At 72.9% G+C, this 24,008-nt stretch carries 15 protein-coding genes; 4 read left to right on the forward strand and 11 right to left on the reverse strand.

The window, feature by feature from the left end; genetic code table 11:
- Positions 1–20: 20 nt before the first annotated feature.
- The 3 genes from ACMTAK_RS21815 to ACMTAK_RS21825 are packed head-to-tail and all read right to left on the reverse strand — an operon-like array spanning position 21 to position 3,833.
- Entirely contained in the window at positions 21–1,487 is a 1,467-nt protein-coding gene (locus ACMTAK_RS21815; RefSeq protein WP_413807781.1) for an aldehyde dehydrogenase family protein, read from the reverse strand.
- A complete protein-coding gene (locus tag ACMTAK_RS21820; protein WP_413807782.1) occupies positions 1,484–2,863 on the reverse strand; it encodes an acyl-CoA dehydrogenase family protein in 1,380 nt (459 codons plus the stop codon). Before ACMTAK_RS21820 ends, ACMTAK_RS21815 begins: the two co-directional genes overlap by 4 nt.
- Positions 2,864–2,921: 58 nt before the next feature.
- Complete coding sequence (locus tag ACMTAK_RS21825) at positions 2,922–3,833, reverse strand: SDR family NAD(P)-dependent oxidoreductase (RefSeq protein ID WP_413807783.1); 912 nt, start codon at positions 3,831–3,833, stop codon at positions 2,922–2,924.
- A gap of 110 nt (positions 3,834–3,943) precedes the next feature.
- Between ACMTAK_RS21825 and ACMTAK_RS21830 the strand changes: the two genes are divergently transcribed.
- Positions 3,944–4,870, forward strand: a complete 927-nt coding sequence (locus tag ACMTAK_RS21830; protein WP_413807784.1) for a cyclase family protein — start codon at positions 3,944–3,946, stop codon at positions 4,868–4,870.
- A gap of 272 nt (positions 4,871–5,142) precedes the next feature.
- On the opposite strand, the gene ACMTAK_RS21835 is transcribed toward ACMTAK_RS21830, so the two are convergent.
- The 3 genes from ACMTAK_RS21835 to ACMTAK_RS21845 form a co-directional block, all read right to left on the reverse strand.
- Entirely contained in the window at positions 5,143–5,694 is a 552-nt protein-coding gene (locus tag ACMTAK_RS21835; RefSeq protein WP_413807785.1) for an ATP-binding protein, read from the reverse strand.
- A gap of 471 nt (positions 5,695–6,165) precedes the next feature.
- Complete coding sequence (locus tag ACMTAK_RS21840; RefSeq protein ID WP_413807786.1) at positions 6,166–7,206, reverse strand: acyl-CoA dehydrogenase family protein; 1,041 nt, start codon at positions 7,204–7,206, stop codon at positions 6,166–6,168.
- 6 nt (positions 7,207–7,212) lie between these two features.
- Complete coding sequence (locus ACMTAK_RS21845) at positions 7,213–8,376, reverse strand: acyl-CoA dehydrogenase family protein (RefSeq protein ID WP_413807787.1); 1,164 nt, start codon at positions 8,374–8,376, stop codon at positions 7,213–7,215.
- Between the two features lie 147 nt (positions 8,377–8,523).
- Between ACMTAK_RS21845 and ACMTAK_RS21850 the strand changes: the two genes are divergently transcribed.
- Positions 8,524–10,071, forward strand: a complete 1,548-nt coding sequence (locus ACMTAK_RS21850; protein WP_413807788.1) for an AMP-binding protein — start codon at positions 8,524–8,526, stop codon at positions 10,069–10,071.
- Between the two features lie 310 nt (positions 10,072–10,381).
- On the opposite strand, the gene ACMTAK_RS21855 is transcribed toward ACMTAK_RS21850, so the two are convergent.
- Both ACMTAK_RS21855 and ACMTAK_RS21860 read right to left on the reverse strand, forming a co-directional pair.
- A complete protein-coding gene (locus tag ACMTAK_RS21855; RefSeq protein WP_413807789.1) occupies positions 10,382–13,393 on the reverse strand; it encodes a protein kinase domain-containing protein in 3,012 nt (1,003 codons plus the stop codon).
- A 157-nt stretch (positions 13,394–13,550) separates the two neighbouring features.
- Complete coding sequence (locus tag ACMTAK_RS21860; protein WP_413807790.1) at positions 13,551–15,587, reverse strand: serine/threonine-protein kinase; 2,037 nt, start codon at positions 15,585–15,587, stop codon at positions 13,551–13,553.
- Positions 15,588–15,787: 200 nt separating this feature from the next.
- Between ACMTAK_RS21860 and ACMTAK_RS21865 the strand changes: the two genes are divergently transcribed.
- Positions 15,788–16,960, forward strand: a complete 1,173-nt coding sequence (locus ACMTAK_RS21865) for a serine hydrolase domain-containing protein (RefSeq protein ID WP_413807791.1) — start codon at positions 15,788–15,790, stop codon at positions 16,958–16,960.
- A 16-nt stretch (positions 16,961–16,976) separates the two neighbouring features.
- Here ACMTAK_RS21865 and ACMTAK_RS21870 read toward each other — a convergent pair whose 3' ends face one another.
- Positions 16,977–18,683: a glycerol-3-phosphate dehydrogenase/oxidase gene (locus ACMTAK_RS21870; RefSeq protein ID WP_413807792.1), complete on the reverse strand. Its 1,707-nt coding sequence runs from the start codon at positions 18,681–18,683 to the stop codon at positions 16,977–16,979.
- A 197-nt stretch (positions 18,684–18,880) separates the two neighbouring features.
- Here ACMTAK_RS21870 and ACMTAK_RS21875 point away from each other — a divergent pair, with 197 nt between their 5' ends.
- Positions 18,881–20,152, forward strand: a complete 1,272-nt coding sequence (locus tag ACMTAK_RS21875) for a nucleotide sugar dehydrogenase (protein ID WP_413807793.1) — start codon at positions 18,881–18,883, stop codon at positions 20,150–20,152.
- Positions 20,153–20,183: 31 nt separating this feature from the next.
- Here ACMTAK_RS21875 and ACMTAK_RS21880 read toward each other — a convergent pair whose 3' ends face one another.
- Complete coding sequence (locus ACMTAK_RS21880) at positions 20,184–22,643, reverse strand: DUF6049 family protein (protein WP_413807794.1); 2,460 nt, start codon at positions 22,641–22,643, stop codon at positions 20,184–20,186.
- A 164-nt stretch (positions 22,644–22,807) separates the two neighbouring features.
- Positions 22,808–23,965: a rod shape-determining protein gene (locus ACMTAK_RS21885; protein WP_413807795.1), complete on the reverse strand. Its 1,158-nt coding sequence runs from the start codon at positions 23,963–23,965 to the stop codon at positions 22,808–22,810.
- Positions 23,966–24,008: the final 43 nt, after the last annotated feature.

Consider the following 24,008-nt stretch of genomic DNA (forward strand, 5'->3'; position numbering starts at 1 on the left):
CTCATCACCCTTCCGGTGCCTCAGGCGACCCAGACCAGCGACTGGAGTTCGCTGTACGCGTGCAGGCCGAACGACCCGCCGTCGCGGCCGACTCCGCTTTCCTTGAAGCCGCCGAACGGTGTCTCGGGGTGGCGCTGGGCTGTGTTGATGCCGACGTTTCCGCTGCGCAGACGGGCGGCGAGGGCCCAGGCGCGGCCCGCGTCGGCGCTGAAGACGTAGTCGTAGAGGCCGTAGGGGGTGGCGTCGGCGATCCGCACCGCCTCGTCCTCGTCGTCGAAGGGCAGGGCCACGACGACCGGGCCGAACAGCTCCTCGCGCGCGACGGTCATCGCGGAGTCGGCGTCGGCGATCAGGGTGGGGGCCGCGTAGAAGCCGGGCTTGAGCGCCGGGCGTTCGCCGCCCACGACGATCCGGGCGCCCTGCTCACGGGCGCCGGAGACATACGCCTCGACGCGATCGCGCTGTGCGGCGGAGATCAACGGGCCGACGACCGTGGAGTTATCCACAGGGTCCCCGATCTTCAGTGACTCTGCGTAGTGTGTGAGTGCGGCGATGACCTTCTCGTACAGCGATCGATGTACGAGCACACGGGTCGGCGCCGTGCAGATCTGTCCGCTGTGAAAGGAGAAGGTCGAACCGACCGCCCCGACCGCCGACGCGATCACTCGCTCGTCGGCGTCCCCCAGGACGATGGCCGCGCCCTTGCCCCCAAGTTCCATCAGGGTGCGCTTCATCGACCGCCCCGCGGATTCGGCGATCTTCTTCCCCACGGCGGTGGATCCGGTGAAGCTGACCATGTCGACACCGGGGTGCGCGACCAGCGCCTCGCCGGCGGCCACGCGCGAGCCGGTGACGACATTGAAGGCACCGTCCGGGAGCCCGGCCTCCTTCAGCAGGGGGCCGAGCTCGAGACAGCACAGCGGATCTTGCGGCGCGGGTTTGGCCACGACTGTATTGCCCATGGCCAGGGCCGGGGCCACCTTGCCCGCGAGATTCGTGAGAGGGAAGTTGTAGGAGGTGATGCAGCAGACGACACCCAGGGGACGGCGGACCGCTGCCGCTCCGATCAGCCCGCCGGGCGCCAGCGGGGTGGCGGCCAGGGGCAGCGGGGCCAGCGGCACGGTGTCCGGTTCAAGGGCGCCGCGCGCATAGCGGCGGAAGCGGTCGATCGCCGGGGGCACCTGGAGGGACGAGGTGACGCGCAGCGTCGCCCCGGTCTCCGCCTGGACGAGGGGCACCAGGTCCGGGGCGTGCTCGGCGAGCAGATCGGCGGCCCGGTCGAGTACGGCGGCGCGCTCTTTTGGGGCGGTGCGCGACCAGCCGTCGTACGCGGCCCGGGCGGCCCGGACCGCGGCGTCCACATCGGCCGCGTCGGCCTCGGGGGCATGGCCGACGGTTTCCTCGGTGGCGGGGTTGATGACGGGGTAGTGCCCGTTCCCGGGAGCCCGCCACGAGCCGCCGATCCAGTGCGCGTAGGTCTTCGTCATCGGCGTGATTCCTTGGGGAGGTGAAGTACGCGCTCGGCGATGATGGTGCGCTGGATTTCGTCCGAGCCGCCGTAGATGGTGTCGGCGCGGGAGAAGAGGAAGAGACGCTGGAAGGCGTCGAGTTCGTACGGCCGGCCGGCGGTCCAGCGCGCCGGGCCGAGTGCGGCCGCGGCGCCTCTCACCTCCACGGCCAGCTCGCCGAGCCGCTGATGCCAGCCGCCCCACAGCAGCTTGGCGACGCTGGGCGCACCGGGATCCTGCGGTCCGGAGTGCTGCGGTCCGGAGTGCTGGGGGCCGGGGGCAGGTGAGCCGGGGTCGGGTGAGCCGGGCGCCTGGGGGTTCGCGCTCCCTGGGGGGAGGTCATGGGGGACGGCCTTCCGCGGGGCGGGGCCCCGGGCGGGCCGGGCGGAGTTCGGGGCGGGGCTCTGTGCGCTGCCCAGGGTGCGCAGGGCGTTCCAGCGCATGGCCTTGAGCTCGGCCCACTGCCGTATGAGCCGGTCTCGCAGGACGGGCTCCTCCGCGGCGCCGGTCTCCAGGGCCAGCCGCACCACCCGGCTCAGCTCATGAGCGAAGCCGATCTGCTGGACCAGGGTGGAGACCCCGCGCTCCACCGCCAGCAGGCTCATGGCCACGCGCCAGCCGTGGCCCGCGCCGCCGACGAGGTGTTCGGCGCGGGCCACGGCCCCGTCGAAGAACACCTCGTTGAACTCCGCGGTCCCGGTCAGCTGCCGGATCGGCCGCACCTCGATCCGTCCCGGCTGGTCCATCGGCACCAGCAGAAAGGAGAGTCCATGATGGCGCTGTGAGCCCTCCTCGGTGCGCGCCAGCACAAAGCACCAGTCGGCCTCATGGGCGAGGGAGGTCCAGATCTTCTGCCCCGTGATGCGATAGGTGCCCTCGCCCGGGTCGCGGACGGCGCGGGTCCGCAGCCCGGCGAGGTCCGAACCGGCATCGGGTTCGCTGTAGCCCTGGCACCACACCTCCTCACCATGGGCGATGGGCGGCAGAAAGCGGGTGCGCTGGGCGGAGTCGCCGTGGGCGAGCAGAGTGGGCCCGAGGAGGTTCTCGCCGATATGGCCCAGCCGGCCGGGCGCCCCGGCGCGGGCGTACTCCTCGGCCCAGACGACCTGTTGGGTCAGCGTCGCGGCGCGGTTGCCGTACGCCCCGTCCGTACGGTCCCAGCCCAGGCCGATCCAGCCGGCCGTGCCGAGCTCGCGCTCCCAGGCGCGGCGGACGGCCATGTCCCCGTGCGCCTCGCCGGGGTGGCCGCCGGTCTGCTGCTTGAGGGCGGCGAACGGTCCGGTGAAGTGCTCGGCCAGCCAGTCGCGCGCCTCGGCGCGGAACCGCTCGTCCTCCGGCCCGAAAGCGAAGTCCACAGCCTCTCCCCTCGTCGGCCCTGGTGGGTGTTTCCGGTACGCCCCGCCGTTGCCAGGGTCAGGCGTTGGGGCGTTGGCCGTCTGCGGCGGCCTGGGCCATGGCCTCCAGCTGGGCCAGCATCGGCATGGGGTCGGTGCCCACCGTGCCCGGGAGGAAGTCGGCGATCTTCTCCGGGGTCCAGGCGCCCTCGGCGTATCCAGCGCGCAGTTCACGGGGCTGGGCCCAGACCGCGATCTTGGGGCCCGCGATCGTATAGACCTGCCCGGTGATCCGCTCCGCGCGGGCGCGTTCGCTCAGCAGATAGACGACCAGGGCCGCCACATCCTCCGGCTCGCCGATCTCCTTGAGCTCCATCGGTACGTTGGCGGACATCCGGGTGCGGGCGACCGGGGCCACACAGTTCGCCGTGACGCCGTACTTGTGCAACCCCAGCGCGGCGCTGCGCATCAGGGAGATGATCCCGCCCTTGGCGGAGGCGTAGTTGGCCTGGGCGACGCTGCCCTGGTGATTGCCGCTGGTGAAGCCGATCAGCGTGCCGGAGCGCTGGCGGCGCATCACCGCCGACGCTGCCCGGAAGACCGTGAAGGTGCCCTTGAGATGGGTGGCGACGACCGGGTCCCACTCCTCCTCGGACATATTGAAGAGCATCCGCTCGCGCAGGATCCCGGCGACGCAGACGACTCCGTCCAGCCGTCCGTACCGCTCCAGTGCGGTGTCCACGATCCGCTGGCCACCGGCCATGGTCGAGACGTCGTCGGCGACCGCGGCCGCCTCGCCGCCCGCCGCCGCGATCTCCTTGACCACGGCCTCGGCGACCTCGCTGCTCGGTTCGCCGCCCTCGATCGAGACCCCGTAGTCGTTGACGACGACCTGCGCCCCCTCGGCCGCGCAGGCGAGGGCCACCGCGCGTCCGATACCGCGTCCGGCCCCGGTGACGGCGACCACCTTGCCGTCCAAGAAGTTGCCCACGTCGCATCCCCTCCCGGAGTTTCTGACGGTCCGTTAGATTTTTGAGCAGACGCGGCCCGAGTACAAGCCCCCGCACACAAACGTCGGCCGGGAACACCGAAGGAGACGCCATGCCGCTGCCAGCCGAGTTCCACGAGATCGCCAAGCGGGTCAACAACTGGGGCCGCTGGGGGACGGAGGACGAGATCGGCACGCTCAACCTGATCACCGATGCCGTGGTCCGGGAGGCCGCCGCGACAATACGGACCGGTCGTCGCGTACCACTCGCGGTGCCGCTGCGACAGGACGGCATCCAGACCGGGATGATCCCCGGGCGGGTCAACCCGCTGCATACGATGATCGCGGTCAACTTCGAGATATTCGGCCCGGGCACGGTGGCGACCAGCGACGACGCCGTGACGATGGGGCTCCAGGCCGGTACCCACTGGGACGGGCTGACCCATGTCTCGCACTCCGGAAGGATCTACAACGGCCGCCCCGCCGACTCCATCACCCCCCATGACCGCGCCGCCTTCAGCGGTATCGACAAGGCGGGGCCCCTCGTCTCACGCGGGGTGCTGCTCGATGTGGCCCGGGCCCGGGACGCCGAGCGGCTGCCCGAGGGGCATGTGGTCACCCCCGAAGACCTCGACGCCGCCGAGGAACTGGCCGGGACGAGGGTGCGCTCCGGCGATATCGCGCTCGTCCGCACCGGGCAGATCCAGCGCTATCTGGCGGGCGAGAAGGAGGCGTACGCCTTCCCCTCACCGGGCCTGTCCCTGCGCACGCCCGAGTGGTTCCACGCCCGCGATGTGGCGGCGGTCGCCAATGACACCCTGACCTTCGAGGCCTTCCCACCGGAGATCGAGGATCTCTGGATGCCGGTTCACGCCCTCGACCTGGTCGAGATGGGCATGCTCCAGGGCCAGAACTGGAATCTGGAGGAACTCTCCGAAGCCTGCGCCGAGGAGGGGCGCTACGCCTTTCTCCTGTCGGCCCCGCCGGAGCCGTTCGTGGGCGGCACGGGCTCGCCCGTCGCACCCGTCGCGATCCTCTGAAGGCTTGACGGCGCCGATGCCTTGACGTCTCCGACGCCCGTGGAGGGGACGGCGGGTCGATCTCTTTCGGGTGGCGGTGCGCTCATGCGCGCCCCGAGCACGGCACCGCGCACCGCCACCCGGCTCCCGACGCTGAGCCCTGTTTCAGCAGCGGGGGCGCGACCCGCACTCGCCAAGGAACGTCCCCGTGAACACACGGTCCACAGAGACACCACAGCCCTCGGCGTCCCCTCGCGACGAATCGCTGATCCTAGAGTGATCAACCGAACACGTCACGTCAACACCTGGTCTGGACTTTGCCTGATTCGCCCCATGTGTGACGGCGCATGGGAGGTCGCTCGCTTCTTGGAGAGCGACTCCTCGCCCTTCGCGCGGTCGATTTCACACCAGATCCGCTTCCCGGAGCCCTCCGGCTGCCAGCCCCAGCGGTCGGCGAGACCGTCGACCAACTCCAGACCACGCCCATGAGTGTCCCCCTCGTCGGCGCAGCGCTGGCACGGAGCGCGGTCACTGGCGTCGGCGACCTCGACCCGGACCGTTCCCACACCGGCACCCCGGCTCGTGAACGGCCCCGGCGTCCCGCCACCGGCACCACCCCCGCCGCCCATCGACTGGGCGGGGAAGAGCATCCGCAGCACGGCCGGACAGCCGGTGTGCACCACGGCGTTGGTGACGAGTTCGGAGATGAGCAGAATCAACGTCTCGGCGAGTGGCTCATCGGCTCCGATTCCGGACCCGACAAGCCGCGAACGGGCCCATCGACGGGCACGACTCACCTCCGCCGGGTCGGGATTGACCTCCATCTGCGCCTGAAGCACCTGCACCGCTCACACCATCCGAACCGGCAGACACATCGCCTTGTACCTCCAAGAGGTCACGGACCGTGACACTCCCCCAGCTACCGCTGGGAGGTACCCCCGTGCGCGACAGCATGGTTGACGCACAGTCACCCCAACAAGCGCTTCGGTCATATTCCAACGCCAAGGAGTATGCGTGGGGCATACTGTGCGACACGCGTCCTGAGGACTCGAACATCGAGGCTGGGGCGTCGCACACCCCGGGCGAACGGGGCACATCGTCATGCCCGGAATCGCCCCATGGGCAACGCCGGGCTTCTCGCACCCCATAAGCGCTCGCACCCCACGGAGAGTACCCGAGCCCGGGCCCGACTCCACCCTGTGACGAGTCACGCCTAGGAAACAACCTGGTATCAACGCTCGGTCACCTCAGAAGCTCTGGGGATCTCCCCAGAGAATGCGACATCCCAACAATTCAGGCGTATCCATCGAGCCCGGCTACAAACATGTTTCAACGGTCGACACGAGCCCGGCCGCCAGTTCCTCCTCCGCCGCCGCCCCGGACAGCCACTGACCTGCCCGCACCCAGGCCCGCTTGAGATGGAGATGGACATCCGCCTCCCAGGTGAAGCCCATCCCGCCATGGACTTGCAGACAATCGCGGGCATTGTGGACAGCGGCCTCATCGGCGAGCAGCTTGGCGGCCGCGATGTCACCCGGGTCTTCTGTGACCGCCGCGGCATACACCACACTTCTGGCTGATTCGGCACGAACCAGCATTTGGGCGCACAGATGCTGTACGGCTTGGAAAGCGCCGATCGGCCGACCGAACTGGGTGCGGTGCTTGGCATGGTCCACCGCGAGCTCGACCGTACAGGAGGCGCTGCCCAACTGTTGGGCCGCGGTCAGCAACGCCGCCTCGCGCCGCAGCCGGGCCGCGAGCCCCGAACGGCCCGGTCCCGCCTGGTCCAGCCGGGTTCGGCTCGGGGCGGTCCGGTGCAGCGGGGTGGCCGGGTCGACGGAGCGCATCGGCCGCGCCGAACGCGCCGCCTCCTCCGCCGGAATCACCTCGACCGCCGTCGGCCCCAACGCCAGCACCACATCGGCGGAGGCCAGATGCTCGACCGGCGCACCGCCCTCGTCCAGCGCCGTCACCACCGTCTCGCCCTGGGCCGCACCCGCCGCCAAAGATTCCGAAAGCCCCGCCGCCAACTCCGTCGCGACCAGCGGTCCCGGCAGCAGCGCACGGCCCGCCTCCTCGAAGGCCAGCACCACCTCCGGCAGCCCCAGCCCCACCCCGCCCGCCGACTCCGGCAGCCGCAGGGCGAAGAGGCCCGCCGCGCCCAGCTCCCGCCACAGCTCCCGGTCCAGCTCTCCGCCCCGCCTCGTGTCCCCATCACCCCGCGCCGCGTCCCGGTCGCCCCGCCCCGTGTCCCCGTCCACCACGGCCCGCAGCCGGGTGCGCGGAAAGCGCCGTTCCAGCAGTTCGCGCATTCCGGTCCGCAGTGCCCGCTGGTCGTCCGTGAGCTGGAAGTCCACGCCCGCTCACCGTCCCTTCGGCAGGCCGAGGATCCGCTCGGCCACGATGTTCCGCTGGATCTGCGAGGTTCCCGCCGCGATGGTGTACGAGAGCGAGGAGAGCCGGTCGGCGACCCACTCCTGACCGGCGTCCAGCGCGTCCGGCCCCAGCACCTCGGCCGCGGCGTCGTACAGCTCCTGCCGCACCTGCGAGAAGCGCAGTTTGAAGACCGAGCCGCCGACGCCCGGCACCCCGCCGGTGCGCTGCGCCTCGCTCACGTTCCACTGGGTGAGCCGCCACAGCGCCGCGCACTCCGCCGCGAGCCGCCCCAACCGGCGCCGCAGCACCGCGTCGTCCCAGCGCCCGTTGGCCTGCGCCGTCCTGGCCAGCGCCGCCAGCACCCGCCTACAGGCGACCACCTCACCCACGAAGGCCGTACCGCGCTCGAAGGAGAGGGTCACCATGGTCACCCGCCAGCCGTCGTTCTCCTCCCCGACCCGGTGGCCGACCGGCACCCGCACCTCGTCCAGGAACACCTCGGCGAACTCCGCCGTCCCGGCGAGGGTCCGCAGCGGCCGCACCGTCACCCCGGGCGCGTCCATCGGCATCGCAAGCCAGGTGATGCCCCGGTGCTTCGGCGTGTCGGCGTTTACCGGCGCGGTGCGCACCAATAGTTCGCACCAGTCGGCGATCTCGGCGTGCGAGGTCCAGATCTTGCTTCCGCTGATGACGTACTCATCGCCGTCCCGTACCGCCCGGGTGCGCAGCGACGCCAGGTCGGAGCCGGCGTCCGGTTCGGAGAACCCCTGGCACCAGACCTCGTCCCCGCGCAGGATCGGCGGCAGCCAGCGCGCCCGCTGTTCGGGGGTGCCCTCTGCGGCGATGGTGGGGCCCGCGTGCAGCAGTCCGACGAAACCCGCGCCCACATAGGGCGCACCGGCCCGCTCGGTCTCCTCCAGGAAGATCAGATGCTGGGTGGGCGTCGCGCCCCGGCCGCCCGCGTCCTCGGGCCAGTGCAGCCCGGCGTAGCCCGCGTCGTGGAGCATGCGCTGCCAGCCGCAGTCATAGGCGCGGCGGCCGGGCCAGTCGGCCGGGTGCGGGCGGTCCGGCAGCTTGGGCAGAACCTCGGCGAGCCAGGCGCGCAGCCGGTGCCGGAAGTCCTCCTCGTCCTCCGTGTAGGTGAGATCCATCAGCCGCCGACCTCCCTTTCTGATGGTCCGTCAGACACGATGGGCTTCCGCAGGCTAGTCCGCACCCCCTGGACCGACAAGGCGCGCGCCCTTACGCTTCGAGCACTATCTGATGGGTCGTCAGCTACCGTCCCACGGGAGGCCGGGATGACCGACATCGCGCATGAGCTGGGCGGTTCGGCGACGCTGTGGGAGCTGCTCGAGCGCCGCGCCGCCCTCACACCCGACGCCCCCGCCCTGCTCCAGGCCACCGCCTCCGCCCGCCACGACCGGCGGCTGACCTTCGGCGCCCTGCGCACCCGCGCCGAGCGGACCGCCGCCGGGCTGTACCGGCTGGGGATAGGCCCCGGCAGCCGGGTCGCCTGGCAGCTGCCCACCCGGATCGAGACGGTCGTGCTGACCATGGCGCTCGCCCGCCTGGGCGCCGTGCAGACCCCGCTCATCCCGTACTACCGCGACCGCGAGGTCCGGTTCGCGCTCCGCGAGTCCGGGGCGCGGTTCTTCGCCGTACCCGGCCGGTGGCGCGGCTTCGACCACACCGCGATGGCCCGCCGCCTGGCCGCCGAACTGCCGGAGCCGCCGACGGTCTTCGAGGCGTACGACACGCTGCCGGTGGCCGACCCCAAGGCGCTGCGGCTGCCGCCGCCGCCCACCGACGGACGGGCCGTCCGCTGGATCTACTGGACCTCGGGCACCACCTCCGACCCCAAGGGCGTGCTGCACACCGACCGCAGCCTCATCGCCGCCGGTGCCTGCCTCGCCCACGCGCTGCGGCTCGGCCCGGACGACATCGGGTCCATGGCCTTCCCGTACGCCCATGTCGCGGGGCCCGACTACACCGTGATGCTGCTGCTCTACGGCTTCCCGGCCGTGCTGCTCGAGCACTTCTCGCTGCCCGAGTCGCTGCCCGCCTACCGGCGGCACGGGGTGACGGTCGCGGGCGGCAGCACCGCCTTCTACTCGATGTTCCTGGCCGAGCAGCGCAAGGACCCCTCGCGCCGGCTCATCCCCACCCTGCGGCTCCTCGCGGGCGGCGGCGCGCCCAAGCCGCCCGAGCTCTACTACGAGGTCGTACGGGAGCTGGGCTGCACGCTCACCCACGGCTACGGGATGACCGAAGTCCCCATGATCACCATGGGAGCGCCGGACGACACGGACGAGAACCTCGCCACCACCGAGGGCCGGCCGCCCAAGGAGATGGAGATCCGGGTGGTGGACGGTCAGGTGCGGCTGCGCGGCGAGGCGGTCTGCGCCGGATATCTGGACGAGGCCGAGACCCGTAAGGCGTTCGACACGGATGGCTTCTTCCTCACCGGCGATCTCGGCCACCTTACGGAGAGCGGCCATCTGGTGCTGACCGGCCGTGTCAAGGACATCATCATCCGCAAGGGCGAGAACATCTCGGCCAAGGAGATCGAGCAGCTGCTGTACCAGCACCCGGACGTGGGCGATGTGGCGGTGATCGGCCTGCCCGACCCGGACCGGGGCGAGCTGGTCTGCGCCGTCGTGGAACAGCCGGCCGGGGCGGAGGCGCTGACGCTCGGCCAGGTCGTGTCGTATCTGCGGGGGGCCGGGCTGTCGGTGCACAAGCTGCCGGAGCGGCTCGAGGTGGTGGACGCCCTGCCCCGGAACGAGACGCTGCGGAAGGTGCTGAAGTACCAGCTGCGGGAGCGGTTCGCGGAGGGAGTCGCCTAGGGTCCTTCTGACGGATCTCCGTGGGAGAAGGAGCGGCGTCCGGTGCGTGCTCTCGGCGTGCCGCGCGGAGGCCCTCGTAGCGGAGCTACTTGGGTTTTCGTGCGGTGCGGCGAGAGGGCGTGCCCGGGCGTCGCGACGCCGCGGAGATCCGTCAGAAGGGCCCTAGGGGGTGTCCGGCGGGTCGTGGCGCCTGCGGCGGGCCACGCGGCGGAGCCGCATATCGGTGCTTCCCCCCTCCCCGCCCCTTCCCACAGCTGGGGCTCCGTCCCAGACCCCGCTCCTCAAACGCCGGAGGGGCTGGAAGTTCGCCCTAGCCGTTGGTCGTGCTGTACGTGGCCGTGGCCTGGTCGAAGTACTGGTTGACCGCCCGGCGCTCATCTGACGGGCCGATGACCAGGACCACGTGGTAGCGGCCGTCGATCAGCATCGCGAGGTTGCGCGCGTACACATTCCGCCCGCTGCTGTCGCGCCAGGTGAACGCGCCCTCCGCCATCGCCGTACGGCCGACGTCGATCCGCCGCAGCCCGGAGGACGAGGCCCAGGAGGAGCCGCGGAAGGCGGACAGTTCGGCCTCGCGGTCCTGCTGGTACGCCATCGGGTCGCCGCCGAACTCGGACATCTTGTCCCGCCCAGCCACGACCACCAGCTCGAAGTCGCCGCCGATGTAGCGGATCTGGCCGCGGCCGTTCTCGCCCCGGCGGGTCCAGCCCTCGTGGACGGCTACCTTGAAGCCCTTGGGGTCCTTACGGACCGCGAAGCCCTTCGCCAGCCCGGCCGGGTCGGTGGACTGCGGCTCCTGGTCGCCGGGGTCGGAGGGGTCGGAGGGCTTTCCGGCCTCCCCCTCGTCGCTGTCGCCCTTGTCGCCGTCCGCGGGGTCGTGCGGCGCCGCGCTGGGCGCACCGGCGGAACCCGTACGCTCCTGGCCGCCGTCGTCCTTGGAGCGCGGCATGAACATCATCGCGTAGAGCACCGCGGCCGCCAGCCCCAGCAGGATCAGAAGCAGCAGGATGCGCCCCAGTTTGCGCGGCTTGCGCTGGGTGGGGGGCGCCGGAGGCGCCTGCCGGGTCTCCCGGGGCTCTCTCTTCTCCCGCTTCTCGCGCTTGTCCCGCCGGTGCCGCGCGTGGCCCACCGGCGCGTCGGCCGCCGCGGCCGGGCGGCGGCCCCGGCCCCTGCGCACCAGCCAGCCCCGCCTGCGGACGATCGGCAGCCGCCGGGGGTCGGACGCGCCACCGGAGCCGAGCGAGGGCACCGTGACCGTGCTGATGCCGACGTCCGGCTCGGGCGCCGACCGGATCAGGGACCGCAGCCAGCCGCGCAGCTCCTCGAAATCCGGGCGCTCGGTGGGGTCCTGGCGCATCAGCGACTCGACGACGGGGCGCAGCGGACCGCACTCCTCCGCGTACGCGGGCGCCTCCCCACAGACCATCTGCACCAGCTCGGCGGCGCTCTCCTCCGGGTACGGGGCATGGCCCTGCACCGCGCGGAACAGCAGCACGCCGAGCGCCCACAGATCGGCGGCGGGGCCGACCGGGGGCGCCAGCCGCCAGTTCTCATGGACCGGGCCCGCCTGCTCGGGCGCCCACCGCTCGGTGACGGCGCCGACCACGACGATACGGGCCTGGCGGGCGCGTTCGGCGGCGAGCGCGGTGGCGGGGCCGCCGCCGGTGGCCCCGCCCGAGTCCCAGGAGCCGCCTCCGGGGGCGGACGGGACTTCGGAAGCGGTCGGCTGGGCGCTCTCCGCGGCCTCCGGCCGACCGGGCCAGCGGGCGCCGCCGGTCACCGGTCCCGGGTCGGGCTCGGGTGCGGGCGTCGGGGCGGGTTCGGGGGCGTGCGGGGAGCGGGTGGCCGCGTCGACGTTGGCCCGTGCGGCGGCTCGCGCGCCCGCCGCGTAGGCGGCGATGGCGCTGGCCCGCGCCGCCCGCGCGGCCGCGTTCGGCGCGTCGGCGCCGGCGCCGCCCCATTCACCCTCCCGGTCCCCCGGCTGTCCCGGCTGTCCCGGCTGTCCAGCTCGCCGAGGCCCGGGCAGCCCACCGGCGGCCGCCTGGTCCCGGTAAGGCGCCATGGGCCCACCGCCCCCCGGACCGAACGTCACTTGATCCCGGTACACCGGACCACCAGGGCGGGACCTCACCGGACCACCGGCGCCCGCGCCCACGTCCGCCGGACCGCCCGCGCCCGCTGGACCGCCCACGTCCGCCGGACCGCCCGCGCCCGGCCCCGCCGAGTCATCTGCGCCCGGTCCCGCCGAACTCGCCGCACCCGGCCCCGGACTCGCCTCCATCGCCCCGTGGTCCCCGTAAGGTGACCGCGGCTCGGGCAGGCCCGGCGATGTGCCCTGTCCGCCGTGTTCCCGGCCCTCGGCATCGGGCCAGGCCGCCCCCTCGGGTTCGTCGGGCCAGGCCACGCCCGCGGGCTCGTCGGGCCGTGTCGCGCCCGCCGGTTCATGGCCACCGTAAGGACCGCCCGGCGGCCGGAAGCCGCCCGCTGCGCCCTGGTCGTGGTAGCGCGGGCCGCCGTGCGGCCGCCCCTCGCCGCCCTCGGCCGTACGGGCCCCGGGGATGGCGGCGCGCCCTTCGGCCCCTCGCTCCGCCGGATCCTGGGCAGCCCCGTCCGGATGATCTCCGGAACCCGCCGGGCCCGGCGGCAGGGCGGCCGGGGCGTCAGCCGACGGTCCATCCTCAGAGGCGGACACAGCGGGTGAGGACGCGGGGGCCGGAACGGGGTCGTAGCCGCACAGCGCCTCCTCCGCCGCGCCCGCCGCCAGCCCCGTGAGCATCGCGCGCCCGTCGTCGCACAAGAGCACCGTACGGGCGGTGATGTTGCGGTGGACCCAGCCGTGGGCGTGCAGGGCGCGCAGCGCCGTAAGGATGTCGTTGGCGACCTCGGCGGCGCGGTGCGGGGACAGCGTGCCCTCCGCGAGCAGCGCGGCCAGCGGGCGGCCGGAGACCAGTTCGCTGACGATCCACAGGCTTCCGGCCTCCGCGAAGACATGGAAGACCTGGCCGAGCCTGGGGTGGTCGGGGATCTGCGCGGCGGATGTCGCCGCGGCGATGGCGCGCCGGACGGCCGGGTCACCGCCGCCCCGGGCCGTACGCCCGGCACCGGCGAACGTGCCGTTCCGCCCCGACGGCCCGCCACCCCACCGCGTGTCGTCGCCCACGACTTCCGCGTCGACGACCTCCGGCAGCGGTATCTGCCGCAGATGGACTTCCTGTCCGCTGTAGGTGTCGAAGGCGCGGGTCTCGACAAGTTCGTACTCGTCGGCGGGCGGCAGGGGCAGGCGGTAGCGGTCGGCCAGCACCCGGCCCGCGTACTCCTCCACGACGCCTCCCCAAGCGCGCGACCAACGCCGCCCTCATCAGTGGCCGGCGCAGGCTGAAACCCTTCAAATATGGTCGTTTTGGCAGGTTCCTGCGGCTGCGCACAGTCTAGGGCCTCTCACGATACGTGCCCGAACGACGCTTCGCCGACAGGAGTGTTCAGTCCGTAATCTTGAACGTGTCGAAGGCGGTCTGCCGGAGAGTGACGCACTCCTTGTCGTCCCACTTGCTCGCCTCGCAGGTGATCAGTATGGCGAAGCCATGGCTGCCGTCCGCCTTGAAGCCGCGGTTGAGCACCCGGACCCGCTTGCCGTCCTGGTCGCGCTCGAACTCCCAGTCCGCGACGGTCGGATAGCCGCGCCAGTCCACCGACTTGATGCCGAGACCCTTGTAGCCGGACATGGTGCGGCGGGCGTTCTCCTCGCCGTTGCGCCAGTCCGCCTCCGCGTCAGACTTCGGCGCGTTGGTGAAGTCGATCTGAATACGCGGAATGCTGGAGCCGCCGTAGTACTTACGGCTTCCGGAATAGCTCCCGGAGTGGACCGACCAGCCCTCCGGCATGGCCATGCTGAACGGGAAGTCGGAGCTCTTGACGGTCTTGTAGCCGTCGGGCAGGCCGCCCTTACCGCCGTCGCCCTTGCCCTTACCGCCGTTGTCGCCACTTTCGCCGCCCTTGCCCGAGTTGTCGTCCGAACCCTTGGAGGCATCCGGCTGACCGCTCTGCTTGCCGCCGGGGTCCCCCGCCTTCGGCGACTCGCCCCCCGACTGGCCGGTCTTGTCGGTGCCCTTGCCCTGGTCCTCCTTGGAGCCCCCCGAGGCCCCGGCGGAGGTGGACTTGTCGCCGCCGGAGGAGCCCTTGGCCTTGTCGCCGCCGTCCCCGCCGTCGTTCAGGACGACGGCGAGCACGGTGGCCACGATGGCGAGCACCACGACCACCGCGATGATGATCAGCGTGCGCTTGGGGACCACATCGGTGATCGAGGCGCGCGGCGGCAGGGAGGGCCGCGGGGCGGGCGCGGCCTCGGGCGTCGCGGCGTCCGACGCGGAGCCCGCCGCTCCGGACTTCGCCCCGGACTTCGCCCCGGACGTCGCCCCGGGCTTCGCTCCGGACTTCGCCCCGGACTTGGCACCCGACGTCGATGCCGACTCCGACTCCGACTCCGGCCCCGACTCGCTCTTGTCCCCCACCTTCTTCGCGGCCGCGGCCGCGGCCGCGTTGCGCACCGACTTCAGCGCGCCGCGCCTGCGCTCCGCGGCGGCCTTCTCCTTGGCCTCGGCGGCGGCCTCGTCCTCCTTCGACGGGGCGGGCGGCAGGCTCATCGTGCGGGTCGCGTCGGCGGGGGCCTTGGTCAGCTCGGGCCCGTTCACCACGTGCTCGAGCAGCGCCCGCGCCCCGGCGTCGTCGAGCCGCCGGTCCGGGTCCTTGGTGAGCAGGCCGTAGATGACCTCCTCCAGCGGGCCCGCGTTCTTCGGCGGCTCCACCGGCTCGGTCATCACGGCGGTCAGGGTCGCTATGGCCGTGCTCTTGTCGTACGGCGGCACGCCCTCCACCGCCGCGTACAGCAGCCCGCCCAGCGACCACAGATCGGCCGGCGGGCCGGGCTTGTGGCCGCGGGCCCGCTCCGGGGAGATGTAGGAGGGCGCGCCGACGAGCATGCCGGTCGAGGTCACCGACGGGTCGCCCTCGACCTGGGCGATGCCGAAGTCGGTGAGGACGACGCGGCCGTCGTCCGAGATCAGCACGTTGGAGGGCTTCACATCGCGGTGCAGGATGCCCGCCTGGTGGGCGGCGCGCAGCACGTCGAGGACGGCGAGCCCGACCTCGGCGGCGCGCTTGGGGGTCAGCGGGCCGTCGTCGCGGACGACGTCGGCGAGGGAGCGGCCCTCGATGAGTTCCATGACGATCCACGGGCGGTCGTCCTCGTCGACCACGTCGTAGACGGTGACGGCGCCGTTGCTGCGGATCCGGGCGATCGCCTTCGCCTCGCGCAGCGTACGGGTGATGAGCCGTCTCTTCTCATCCTCCTCCACGCTGGACGGGAAGCGCAGCTCCTTGACCGCGACCGTACGGCCGAGGGTCTGGTCACTCGCACGCCAGACCGTGCCCATGCCGCCCTGACCGAGGATCTCCCCGAGCCGGTACCGCCCGGCGAGGAGGCGTCCAGTCGAACCCTGCGTCTTCTCAGCCTCCGACATGCGACCCCTCTGCAAATCTACCCACCCTGAACCCACCCTGGGAGAGCGTCCATTGTCTCTCATCCGCGGACCCGGAACCGCCCCGGGTCCGGGGCACGGCGTGGCGGCCGCCGCGGTACCTGCGACCATCTGGAAGTACGCAGGAAACGGAGGTCCGTGTCATGCCCATCTCCGCCATACGATGGCACAGGCGGAGCCGTATGCCGACCGCCGTGGCGCTCGCGACCGCCCTCGCACTCGTCCTGTCCGGCTGCGGCGCGGCGGCCACCGAACCGGGCCGCGACGCGAACCCGCGGCCGAGCGCGAGCCCGGGCGCCGGGGGCGGACGTGACGGCGTCCTGCGCGCCGCCGTACGGCGGTTGGCGGCCCAGGGCGACGCGCCGGGGGCCGCGGTGCTCATCCGCCGGGAGGGCGGCGGCACGCGGTATCTCGCCTCGGGGGTCGCGGACGTCCGCACCGGACGCCGGATCCACCGGAACGACCACTTCCGGGCGGGCAGCCTCACCAAGACCGTCATCGCGGCGGTGACGCTGCGTCTCGCCGCCCAGGGGCGGCTCGGCCTCGGCGACACGGTGGAGGAGCACCTCCCGGGGCTGGTGCGCGGCCGGGGCAACGACGGCCGGGCCATCACGATCCGTCAGCTTCTGAACCAGACCAGCGGGCTGTTCGACTACACCGCCGACCCGGTGCTGGCGCGTCAGCTGTCCGCCGCGGCCGACCGCACCCGTGCCCCCGCCTCCCTGGTGCGGACCGCCGTCACGCACCGCCCGTACTTCGCGCCCGGGGCCGGCTGGCGCTACTCCAACACCAACTACGTGCTGCTAGGCATGGTCGTCCAGCGGGTCACCGGCCGCTCCTACGCGACCGAGGCCCGGCGCGACGTGCTCACCCCACTGCGGCTGCACGGCACCTCCTTCCCCGGGGCCCGCACCACCCTCCCGGACCCGCACGGCCGCGCGTACACGCAGGACGGCGGGGCCGGGGACGGTGGCGCCCGCCGCGATATCACCGACCTCAACCCCTCCTCGGCCGGGGCCGCGGGGGAGCTGATCTCCACGCTCGGCGATCTGACCCGCCTCCTCCCCGGTCTGCTGCACGGCAAGGTCGTGCCCCGGGCCGAGCTGCGGCAGATGCGGAACACCTCCGCCTCCGACGGCCGGTACGGCATGGGGCTGTTCCCGGTGCGGCTGGCGTGCGGGGTGACGCTGTGGGGCCACAACGGCGAGATCAACGGCTCGTACGCGCTGGCCGTGACCGCCCCCGACGGCCGTCACAGCCTCGCCTACCGGCTCAACAGCACCGCCGTCTCGGGTCTGACCGCCGAAACGTCCCTGCTCGAGGCCGAGTTCTGTCCTCGCCGTCCTCGCCAGTAAGACACCCGGCCTCCTCCTACAGCGGGATGATGTCCGGCGCGCCCAGCCGGGCCGCGTCCGCCGTCAGATCGTCCGGCTGACGCTGCGACTCGCGCTCCGCCTCCACCCGCTTCTCGTAGTGCTGGACCTCGCGGTCGAGCTGGTCCTCGGCCCAGCCCAGCACCGGCCCCATCAGCTCGGCCACCTCGCGGGCGCAGCGCGTACCGCGGTCGAAGGTCTCGATGGAGATGCGGGTGCGGCGGGTGAGGACGTCGTCCAGATGGCGGGCCCCCTCGTGCGAGGCGGCGTAAACGACCTCGGCGCGCAGATAGTCCTCCGCCCCGGCGAGCGGCTTCCCCAGCGAGGCGTCGCCCGCGATCAGGTCCAGCACCTCCTGCGCCGCCGAACCGTAGCGGTTGAGCAGATGCTCGATCCGCGCCGCGTGCAGCCCGTGCTGCCGGCCGATCCGCTCCCGGGCGTTCCACAGCGCCTTGTAGCCGACGGCGCCGACCAGCGGGATCTCCTCGGTGACACAGGGCCCGACGCGGCGGTCGAGGCCGTGCACCGCCTCGTCCACGGCGTCCTTGGCCATCACCCGGTACGTGGTGTACTTGCCGCCCGCGACCACCACCAGGCCCGGCACCGGATGGGCGACGGTGTGCTCGCGGGAGAGCTTGCTGGTGGCGTCCGACTCCCCGGCCAGCAGCGGGCGCAGCCCGGCGTAGACGCCCTCCACGTCGTCGCGGGTCAGCGGCACCGCGAGGACCTCGTTGACATGCTCCAGCAGATAGTCGATATCGGCGCTGGAGGCGGCCGGATGGGCCTTGTCCAGGTCCCAGTCGGTGTCCGTGGTGCCGATGATCCAGTGCCTGCCCCAGGGGATCACGAACAGCACGCTCTTCTCGGTGCGCAGGATCAGCCCGGTCGTGGAGTGGACGCGGTCCTTGGGGACCACCAGATGGATGCCCTTGGAGGCCCGGACGTGGAACTGGCCGCGCTCCCCGATCAGCGCCTGGGTCTCGTCGGTCCACACCCCGGTGGCGTTGACCACCTGCCGGGCGCGGACCTCGAACTCACCGCCCTGCTCCAAGTCGTGCACCCGGGCGCCGACCACGCGCTCGCCCTCCCGCAGGAAGCCGACCACCCGCGCGCGGTTGGCCACATGGGCGCCGTATTCCGCCGCGGTGCGCACCAGCGTGGTGACGTAGCGGGCGTCGTCCATCTGGGCGTCGTAGTACTGCAACGCCCCGACCAGCGCGTCCTTCTTGAGGCAGGGGGCGACGCGCAGTGCGCGCCCGCGGCTCAGATGGCGGTGGGCGGGCAGTCCGCGGCCGTGCCCCGAGGAGATCGACATGGTGTCGTAGAGCGCGACGCCCGAGCCCGCGTAGAACCGCTCCCAGACTCGGTGTTTCAGCGGATACAGGAACGGCACCGGCTTGACCAGGTGCGGTGCGATCCGCTCCAGCAGCAGCCCGCGCTCCTTCAGCGCCTCGCGCACCAGTGCGAAGTCCAGCATCTCCAGATAGCGCAGTCCGCCGTGGATCAGCTTGCTGGACCGGCTGGAGGTGCCGGAGGCCCAGTCCCGCGACTCGACCAGACCGGTCTCCAGGCCCCGCGTCGCGGCGTCAAGCGCGGTGCCCGCGCCGACCACTCCGGCGCCCACGACCAGCACATCGAGCTCACGGTCCGCCATTCGGGCCAGCGCCTCGCCGCGCTCGGCCGGTCCCAGTGCCGGTGTTTTCACCGCTGCCTCCCGTTGTGATCGACGCCACGCCGCCCTGCCGATTTTCCTGGCTTTCTCCCCTCCATGCCATGCCGCTGCTCCGGCCATCGACGCGACACCGTGCCAACACCCCTCACCAATACTGAATACGAGTCATATTTCCGCTTAGTCTGCCTTTGCGCCATCCGACATCGTCCCGGGAAGGACGACACGACGTCATGCCCGCAGATCTCGCCGTCATCGGACTCGGTCATCTCGGTATTCCTCTCGCCCGGGCGGCCACCGCCGCCGGCATCCGCACCGTCGGCTACGACCCCGATCCGCGCGCGGCCCACGACCTCCGGGCCGGACGGCTGCCCGCCGGCTCGGGCGAGGGCCTGCTCTCCGCCGCCGAGCTGCGCCGGATGGCCTCCCAGGGCTTCCGGATCACCGCCGACCCCGCCGAGCTCGGCCGCGTCCGCACCGCTGTGATCTGCGCCCCGACTCCGCTCGGGGACGACCGCAGACTGGATCTGTCGGCGGTCGGCGAGGCGGCCCGTACGCTCGCGGCGAGGCTGCGCCCGCACACCACCGTTCTGCTGGAGTCGACCGTGTACCCCGGCACCACCCAGGAATTCCTCCGTCCACTTCTCGAGGAGGGATCCGGGCTGCGGGCCGGGCGCGACTTCCACCTCGCCTACTCCCCCTGCCGCCACGACCCGGGCAACCGCGCCCACGGCCCCGCCAACACCCCCAAGGTCATCGGCGGCCTCACCCCCGCCTGCACCGAGGCGGCCGCCGCCTTCTACGGGCGCTTCACCGAGAAGGTCGTCCGGGCCCGCGGCACGCGCGAGGCCGAGACGGTCAAGGTCCTGGAGACCAATTACCGGCACGTCAACATCGCCCTGGTCAACGAGATGGCGGTGTACTGCCATGACCTCGGCGTCGATGTGTGGGACGTGGTCCGCTGCGCCGAGACCAAACCGTTCGGCTTCCAGTCCTTCCGCCCCGGCCCCGGCGTCGGCGGCCACGGCGTACCGGTCGACCACGGGCACATGGCCGACCCGCAGCGCGGCCTCGGCATCCCCCTGCGCATGGTGGAGCTCGCGCAGCAGGTCAACGGGCGGATGCCGGGCTATGTCACGCGCCGCTGCACGGCCCTGCTCAACGAGTACGGGAAGTCGGCGCGCGGCGCGCACGTACTGCTGCTGGGCGTCGGCTACAAGGCCGACGTCGCCGACGCCGAGGGCTCGCCCGCGCGGGAGATCGCCTCCCGGCTGATCGAGCTGGGCGCCCGGCTCAGCTACCACGATCCGTACGTCACACGCTGGCGGGTGCTGGGGCGCGAGGTGGAGCGCGCCGACTCGGTGTACGAGGCGGCGGCCGACGCGGACCTGACCGTCCTGCTCCAGCCGCACCGCACCTACGACCTCCAGGGGCTGTCGGTGAAGGCCCAGCTGCTGCTGGACACCCGGGGCGCGGGACCGGCGGGGACGGCCCACCGGCTGTGAGAGCCGCCCGGACCGGGTTCGGACCCCGCCGTCACCGGGTCCGGGTACGCCGCAGCCGGAACGCCACCGCCAGCACGATCAGCGCCGTCCCGCCCAGCACGAAGATCACCGCTCCCGACGGCACCGACCGCACATCCGCCGTGAACGTCATCGGCGCGCCCCAGGGACGGCCGTCGGTGGTGGTGTAGAGCTGGGCGGTCAGCCGCACCGGCCCGTTCGCGTACGCCTCCACCCGGATCCGCACCGTACGGCTCACCGCCCGCGACGCCTGGACCGGCATCGCGCGGTCCCGGGCGGTCAGCCGCTCGGGGCGGCTGGAGAGGACCCGGAGCTCCACCCCGGTGAGGCCCTGCTGGAGGCCGTTGTCGACGGTGACCGGAATGGTCGCCGAACCCCCGGTCACCACCACCGTGGACTTCGGCACCAGCCGCACCGACGCGATCGAGGCGGTCAGATAGCGGGACACCCCCCGCTGGTACGAGGCGGCGCCCGCCTGGTCGGCTCGCCAGGCGGTCGCGACGGAACGGGCCAGCGCGGCCCGTACGGACGCGGTGGTGGCCCGCGCGTCCGACAGCACCTTGGCCAGGGCCCGCATCCGCAGCCGGTCCCGGACCACCACCGCGAGCAGGGCGGGCGGCAGCTCGGAGGCGTGGCGCGCGAGCGGATAGCCGTCGAAGCCCCGCAGCCGCCCCGCCGTGGGCTTGCGCAGCGCGGCCGCGAACCCGGCCGGCTCCAGCCAGCCCGCCTTACGGCCCTCGGCCACCACCGTGAGCAGCACCCGGGCGACCGCGAGCGGCATCCGGCGCGGCGGCACCATCACCAGCTCGCGGCGGGCGTACGGCAGCTCCCGCGCGGCCGTGAGGGTCTCGGCGAGCAGCCGCTGGCGCAAGCGCAGCCGGGCGGGCGCGCCGGAGGCGCCCGCGGCCGGGTGGCTCGCGAAGAGCTGGGCCGCGATCGCCGCGTCGTAGCGCAGCGCGGTCGTGCCGCCCTCGAGCGAGACGGCGCCGTCGTCGGTGGCCCCTTCCGAGACCAGCTCACCGGCGGAGGCCACGCCGGCGCCCGAGGCGAGCACCGTGTCCAGGCCGAGCCCCTTGGCGTACCGGGCGATCCCGTCGTCCAGCTCGCCGCCCGCGGGCCAGCCCACACCGGCGCGCGCGTGGACGCCCAGCGCCCGGTCCACCACGCTCCGGCCGGTGCGCGAGGCCCGGCGCAGCAGCCCGGCGAGCGGGGCCCCGCCGCCACGCGCGAGCGAGGCCAGATCCGGATCCGCGTACGGCAGCGCGACCACCTCCCGGCCCCGGACCGCCGCCCGGAGCGCGGCCAGCCAGCCCGCCGCCGCCTCACCGCCCTTCCCCTCGGTGGCCCGCTGCGGATCGGTGTCGCCCGGGGTACGGGCCACCCGGTACCCGGCGACCATGGCCCGCGCCTGGACGATCAGATCCGGATCGAGGACCCATGTGACCGGCTGCCCCTTGCCCATCTCGACCAGCCGCCGCAGCCGCCCGCCCGGCCCGAAGGCGGCGGTCAGCTGGTCGTCGCGGAAGACCGGCAGCACGCTGTCCTGGGTGCGCAGGGTCAGCGCCTCCATCCGCGGGGCGTCCAGCACCGGCCACAGCACGGTGGTGCGCAGCGGCTCCAGCCGGGTGGCGTCGGGGTACGCGGACAGATGGGTGCGGGTCAGCCCGAGCACGGCCCCGGCGCCCGCGCCGTCCGCCCGGACGACCTGCACGGTGAGCGCGTACGCCCCGGCGCCGTCCAGCTCCAGGTCGGGGACGGGCACGGTGAGCCGGAAGCCCCGCTCGGCGCCGGTCGGGAGCGGGGCGAGGCGGGCCGTGCGGTCGGCCACCTCGGGGCCGTCGGCCCGGGTCAGGGGCGTACGACGGGCCACGGTGGCGAGCCCGCCCCGGGTGTCGATCGCCCCGGAGGCCCCGATCCGCACCCCGATCCGCGCGGCCCCGACCCGCCGCCCGGAGGTATTGGTGACCCGCCCGCTGATCCTCAGCTCGCCGCCCTGACGGATCACGGCAGGGGTGAGGGAGGCCAGCTCGACGGACACGGGGTACCGGCGGGAGGGGGCGCGGGCCATGGGGGCGCCGTCAGACCCACGGCCGCGCGGCGTGGCGGCCCGAGCCTCTCGGCCGTCCGCCGTGGTACCGCCATGAGCCCCATGGCCATCCGCCGGAACAGCGCCGTAATGCCCACGGCCCTGCGGCGTGGCGGCGCGAGTCTCCAGGCCGTTCGCCGGGGCGGCGCTGTGAGCCCCACGGCGCCGCGCCGTCGTGGCGCCCTGAGCGCCGCGGCCGTTCGCCGGAACGGCTCCGTACGGCACGCGGTCCTGCGCCGTCGCCATGGCCGCGCCGTGAACCTCCCGGCCGTCCGCCAGGACCATCGCCGCTGCCCCGGCGGGCGTCGACAGCATGGAAGTGATCGCGGCCAGGATCGTGGTGGCGGTCGCGACGACCGCCCGCCGGTACGTCCTGCCGCGCCCCACGACCACCACCTCGACGCCCGCGCCTGTCGTCCGCCCGCGCCGCACCAAACCGACGCGGTGTCACCAGCCCACCACGCCGGGGACGAGGCCGCACGCTCAAGGCCGCCGCCCCGGGGAGACCCGCCGGGCCACCCGGGGCGGGGGCGGCCCGGGTGGCCCGGACGTCAGACCCGCACGACGTCCGGCCGACGGGGCCGTGCGTCCATCGCGGTGCGCAGGGAGGCGAAGTCCTCCACGCAGCGGCCGGTGCCGATGGCCACGCAGTCCAGCGGGTCGTCGGCCACCAGCACCGGGATGTTCAGCTCGCGCCCCAGCCGTACGTCCAGGCCGCGCAGCAGGGCCCCGCCGCCGGTCAGCACGATGCCGCGGTCCATGATGTCGCCCGCCAGCTCCGGCGGGGTCTCGTCGAGCGTGGCCCGTACCGCCGCGACGATGCTGTCCACCGGCTCGGCGAGGGCGTGCCGCACCTCGTCCGAGGTCAGTTCGAGCACCCTGGGCAGCCCGGTCGCCTGGTCCCGGCCGCGGATGGTGCAGCGGTCCGGCGGCAGCAGCGCCTGGGTGTCCTCGTTGTCCTCGCTCTGGCCCGGGATGAACACCTCGACATTCCGCTCGGGCCGCCGGACGGACTCCGAGACCCGCGGTACGGACAGCGGCCCGGTGGGCGAGGCGGATCCGATGGAGACCTTGATCTCTTCGGCGGACCGCTCACCGATCGCCAGCGCGTACTGCTTCTTCACATAGGAGCTGATCGCGACATCCATCGCGTCGCCCGCGGTGCGCACCGACCGCGCGGTGACGATGCCGCCCAGCGAGACCACGGCGACCTCCGTCGTACCGCCGCCGATGTCGACGACCATGCAGCCGGTCGGCTCGCTCACCGGCAGCCCCGCGCCGATCGCCGCCGCGATGGGCTCCTCGACCAGATGCACCTGACGCGCCCCGGCCTGGGTGGCGGCCTCCATCACCGCGCGCCGCTCAACGCCGGTGATCCCGGAGGGCACACAGACCACCACACGGGGCCGGGCCAGCCGACGGCTGCCCATGACCTTCTTGATGAAGTACCGCAGCATGCGCTCGGCGATCTCGAAATCGGCGATCACGCCATCGCGCAGCGGCCGCACGGCGACGATGTTCGTCGGTGTCCGCCCCATGGTCTCCTTGGCCGCCGAACCCACCGACAGCACACTGCCGTCGACTGTGTTCACGGCCACAACCGACGGCTCGTTGAGCACGATGCCCCTGCCCCGGACGTACACCAGTGTGTTGGCGGTGCCGAGGTCGATACCCATGTCACGCCCATTGAACGACTTGTTCTGCGCCATAAGTTGACATTATTGCTTATGCCGGATTCTGTCCCGGCACCGA

It is taken from the genome of Streptomyces lacaronensis (assembly GCF_047337785.1).
In the GTDB taxonomy this organism is placed as follows: Bacteria; Actinomycetota; Actinomycetes; order Streptomycetales; family Streptomycetaceae; genus Streptomyces; species Streptomyces lycopersici.

Excerpts from the sequence above, each read along its gene's own strand:
- ACMTAK_RS21815 (WP_413807781.1), bottom strand. The coding sequence starts at position 1,487 with ATGACGAAGACCTACGCGCACTGGATCGGCGGCTCGTGGCGGGCTCCC.
- ACMTAK_RS21830 (WP_413807784.1), top strand. The coding sequence starts at position 3,944 with ATGCCGCTGCCAGCCGAGTTCCACGAGATCGCCAAGCGGGTCAACAAC.
- ACMTAK_RS21845 (WP_413807787.1), bottom strand. The coding sequence starts at position 8,376 with ATGGATCTCACCTACACGGAGGACGAGGAGGACTTCCGGCACCGGCTG.
- ACMTAK_RS21850 (WP_413807788.1), top strand. The coding sequence starts at position 8,524 with ATGACCGACATCGCGCATGAGCTGGGCGGTTCGGCGACGCTGTGGGAG.
- ACMTAK_RS21860 (WP_413807790.1), bottom strand. The coding sequence starts at position 15,587 with ATGTCGGAGGCTGAGAAGACGCAGGGTTCGACTGGACGCCTCCTCGCC.
- ACMTAK_RS21865 (WP_413807791.1), top strand. The coding sequence starts at position 15,788 with ATGCCGACCGCCGTGGCGCTCGCGACCGCCCTCGCACTCGTCCTGTCC.
- ACMTAK_RS21875 (WP_413807793.1), top strand. The coding sequence starts at position 18,881 with ATGCCCGCAGATCTCGCCGTCATCGGACTCGGTCATCTCGGTATTCCT.
- ACMTAK_RS21885 (WP_413807795.1), bottom strand. The coding sequence starts at position 23,965 with ATGGCGCAGAACAAGTCGTTCAATGGGCGTGACATGGGTATCGACCTC.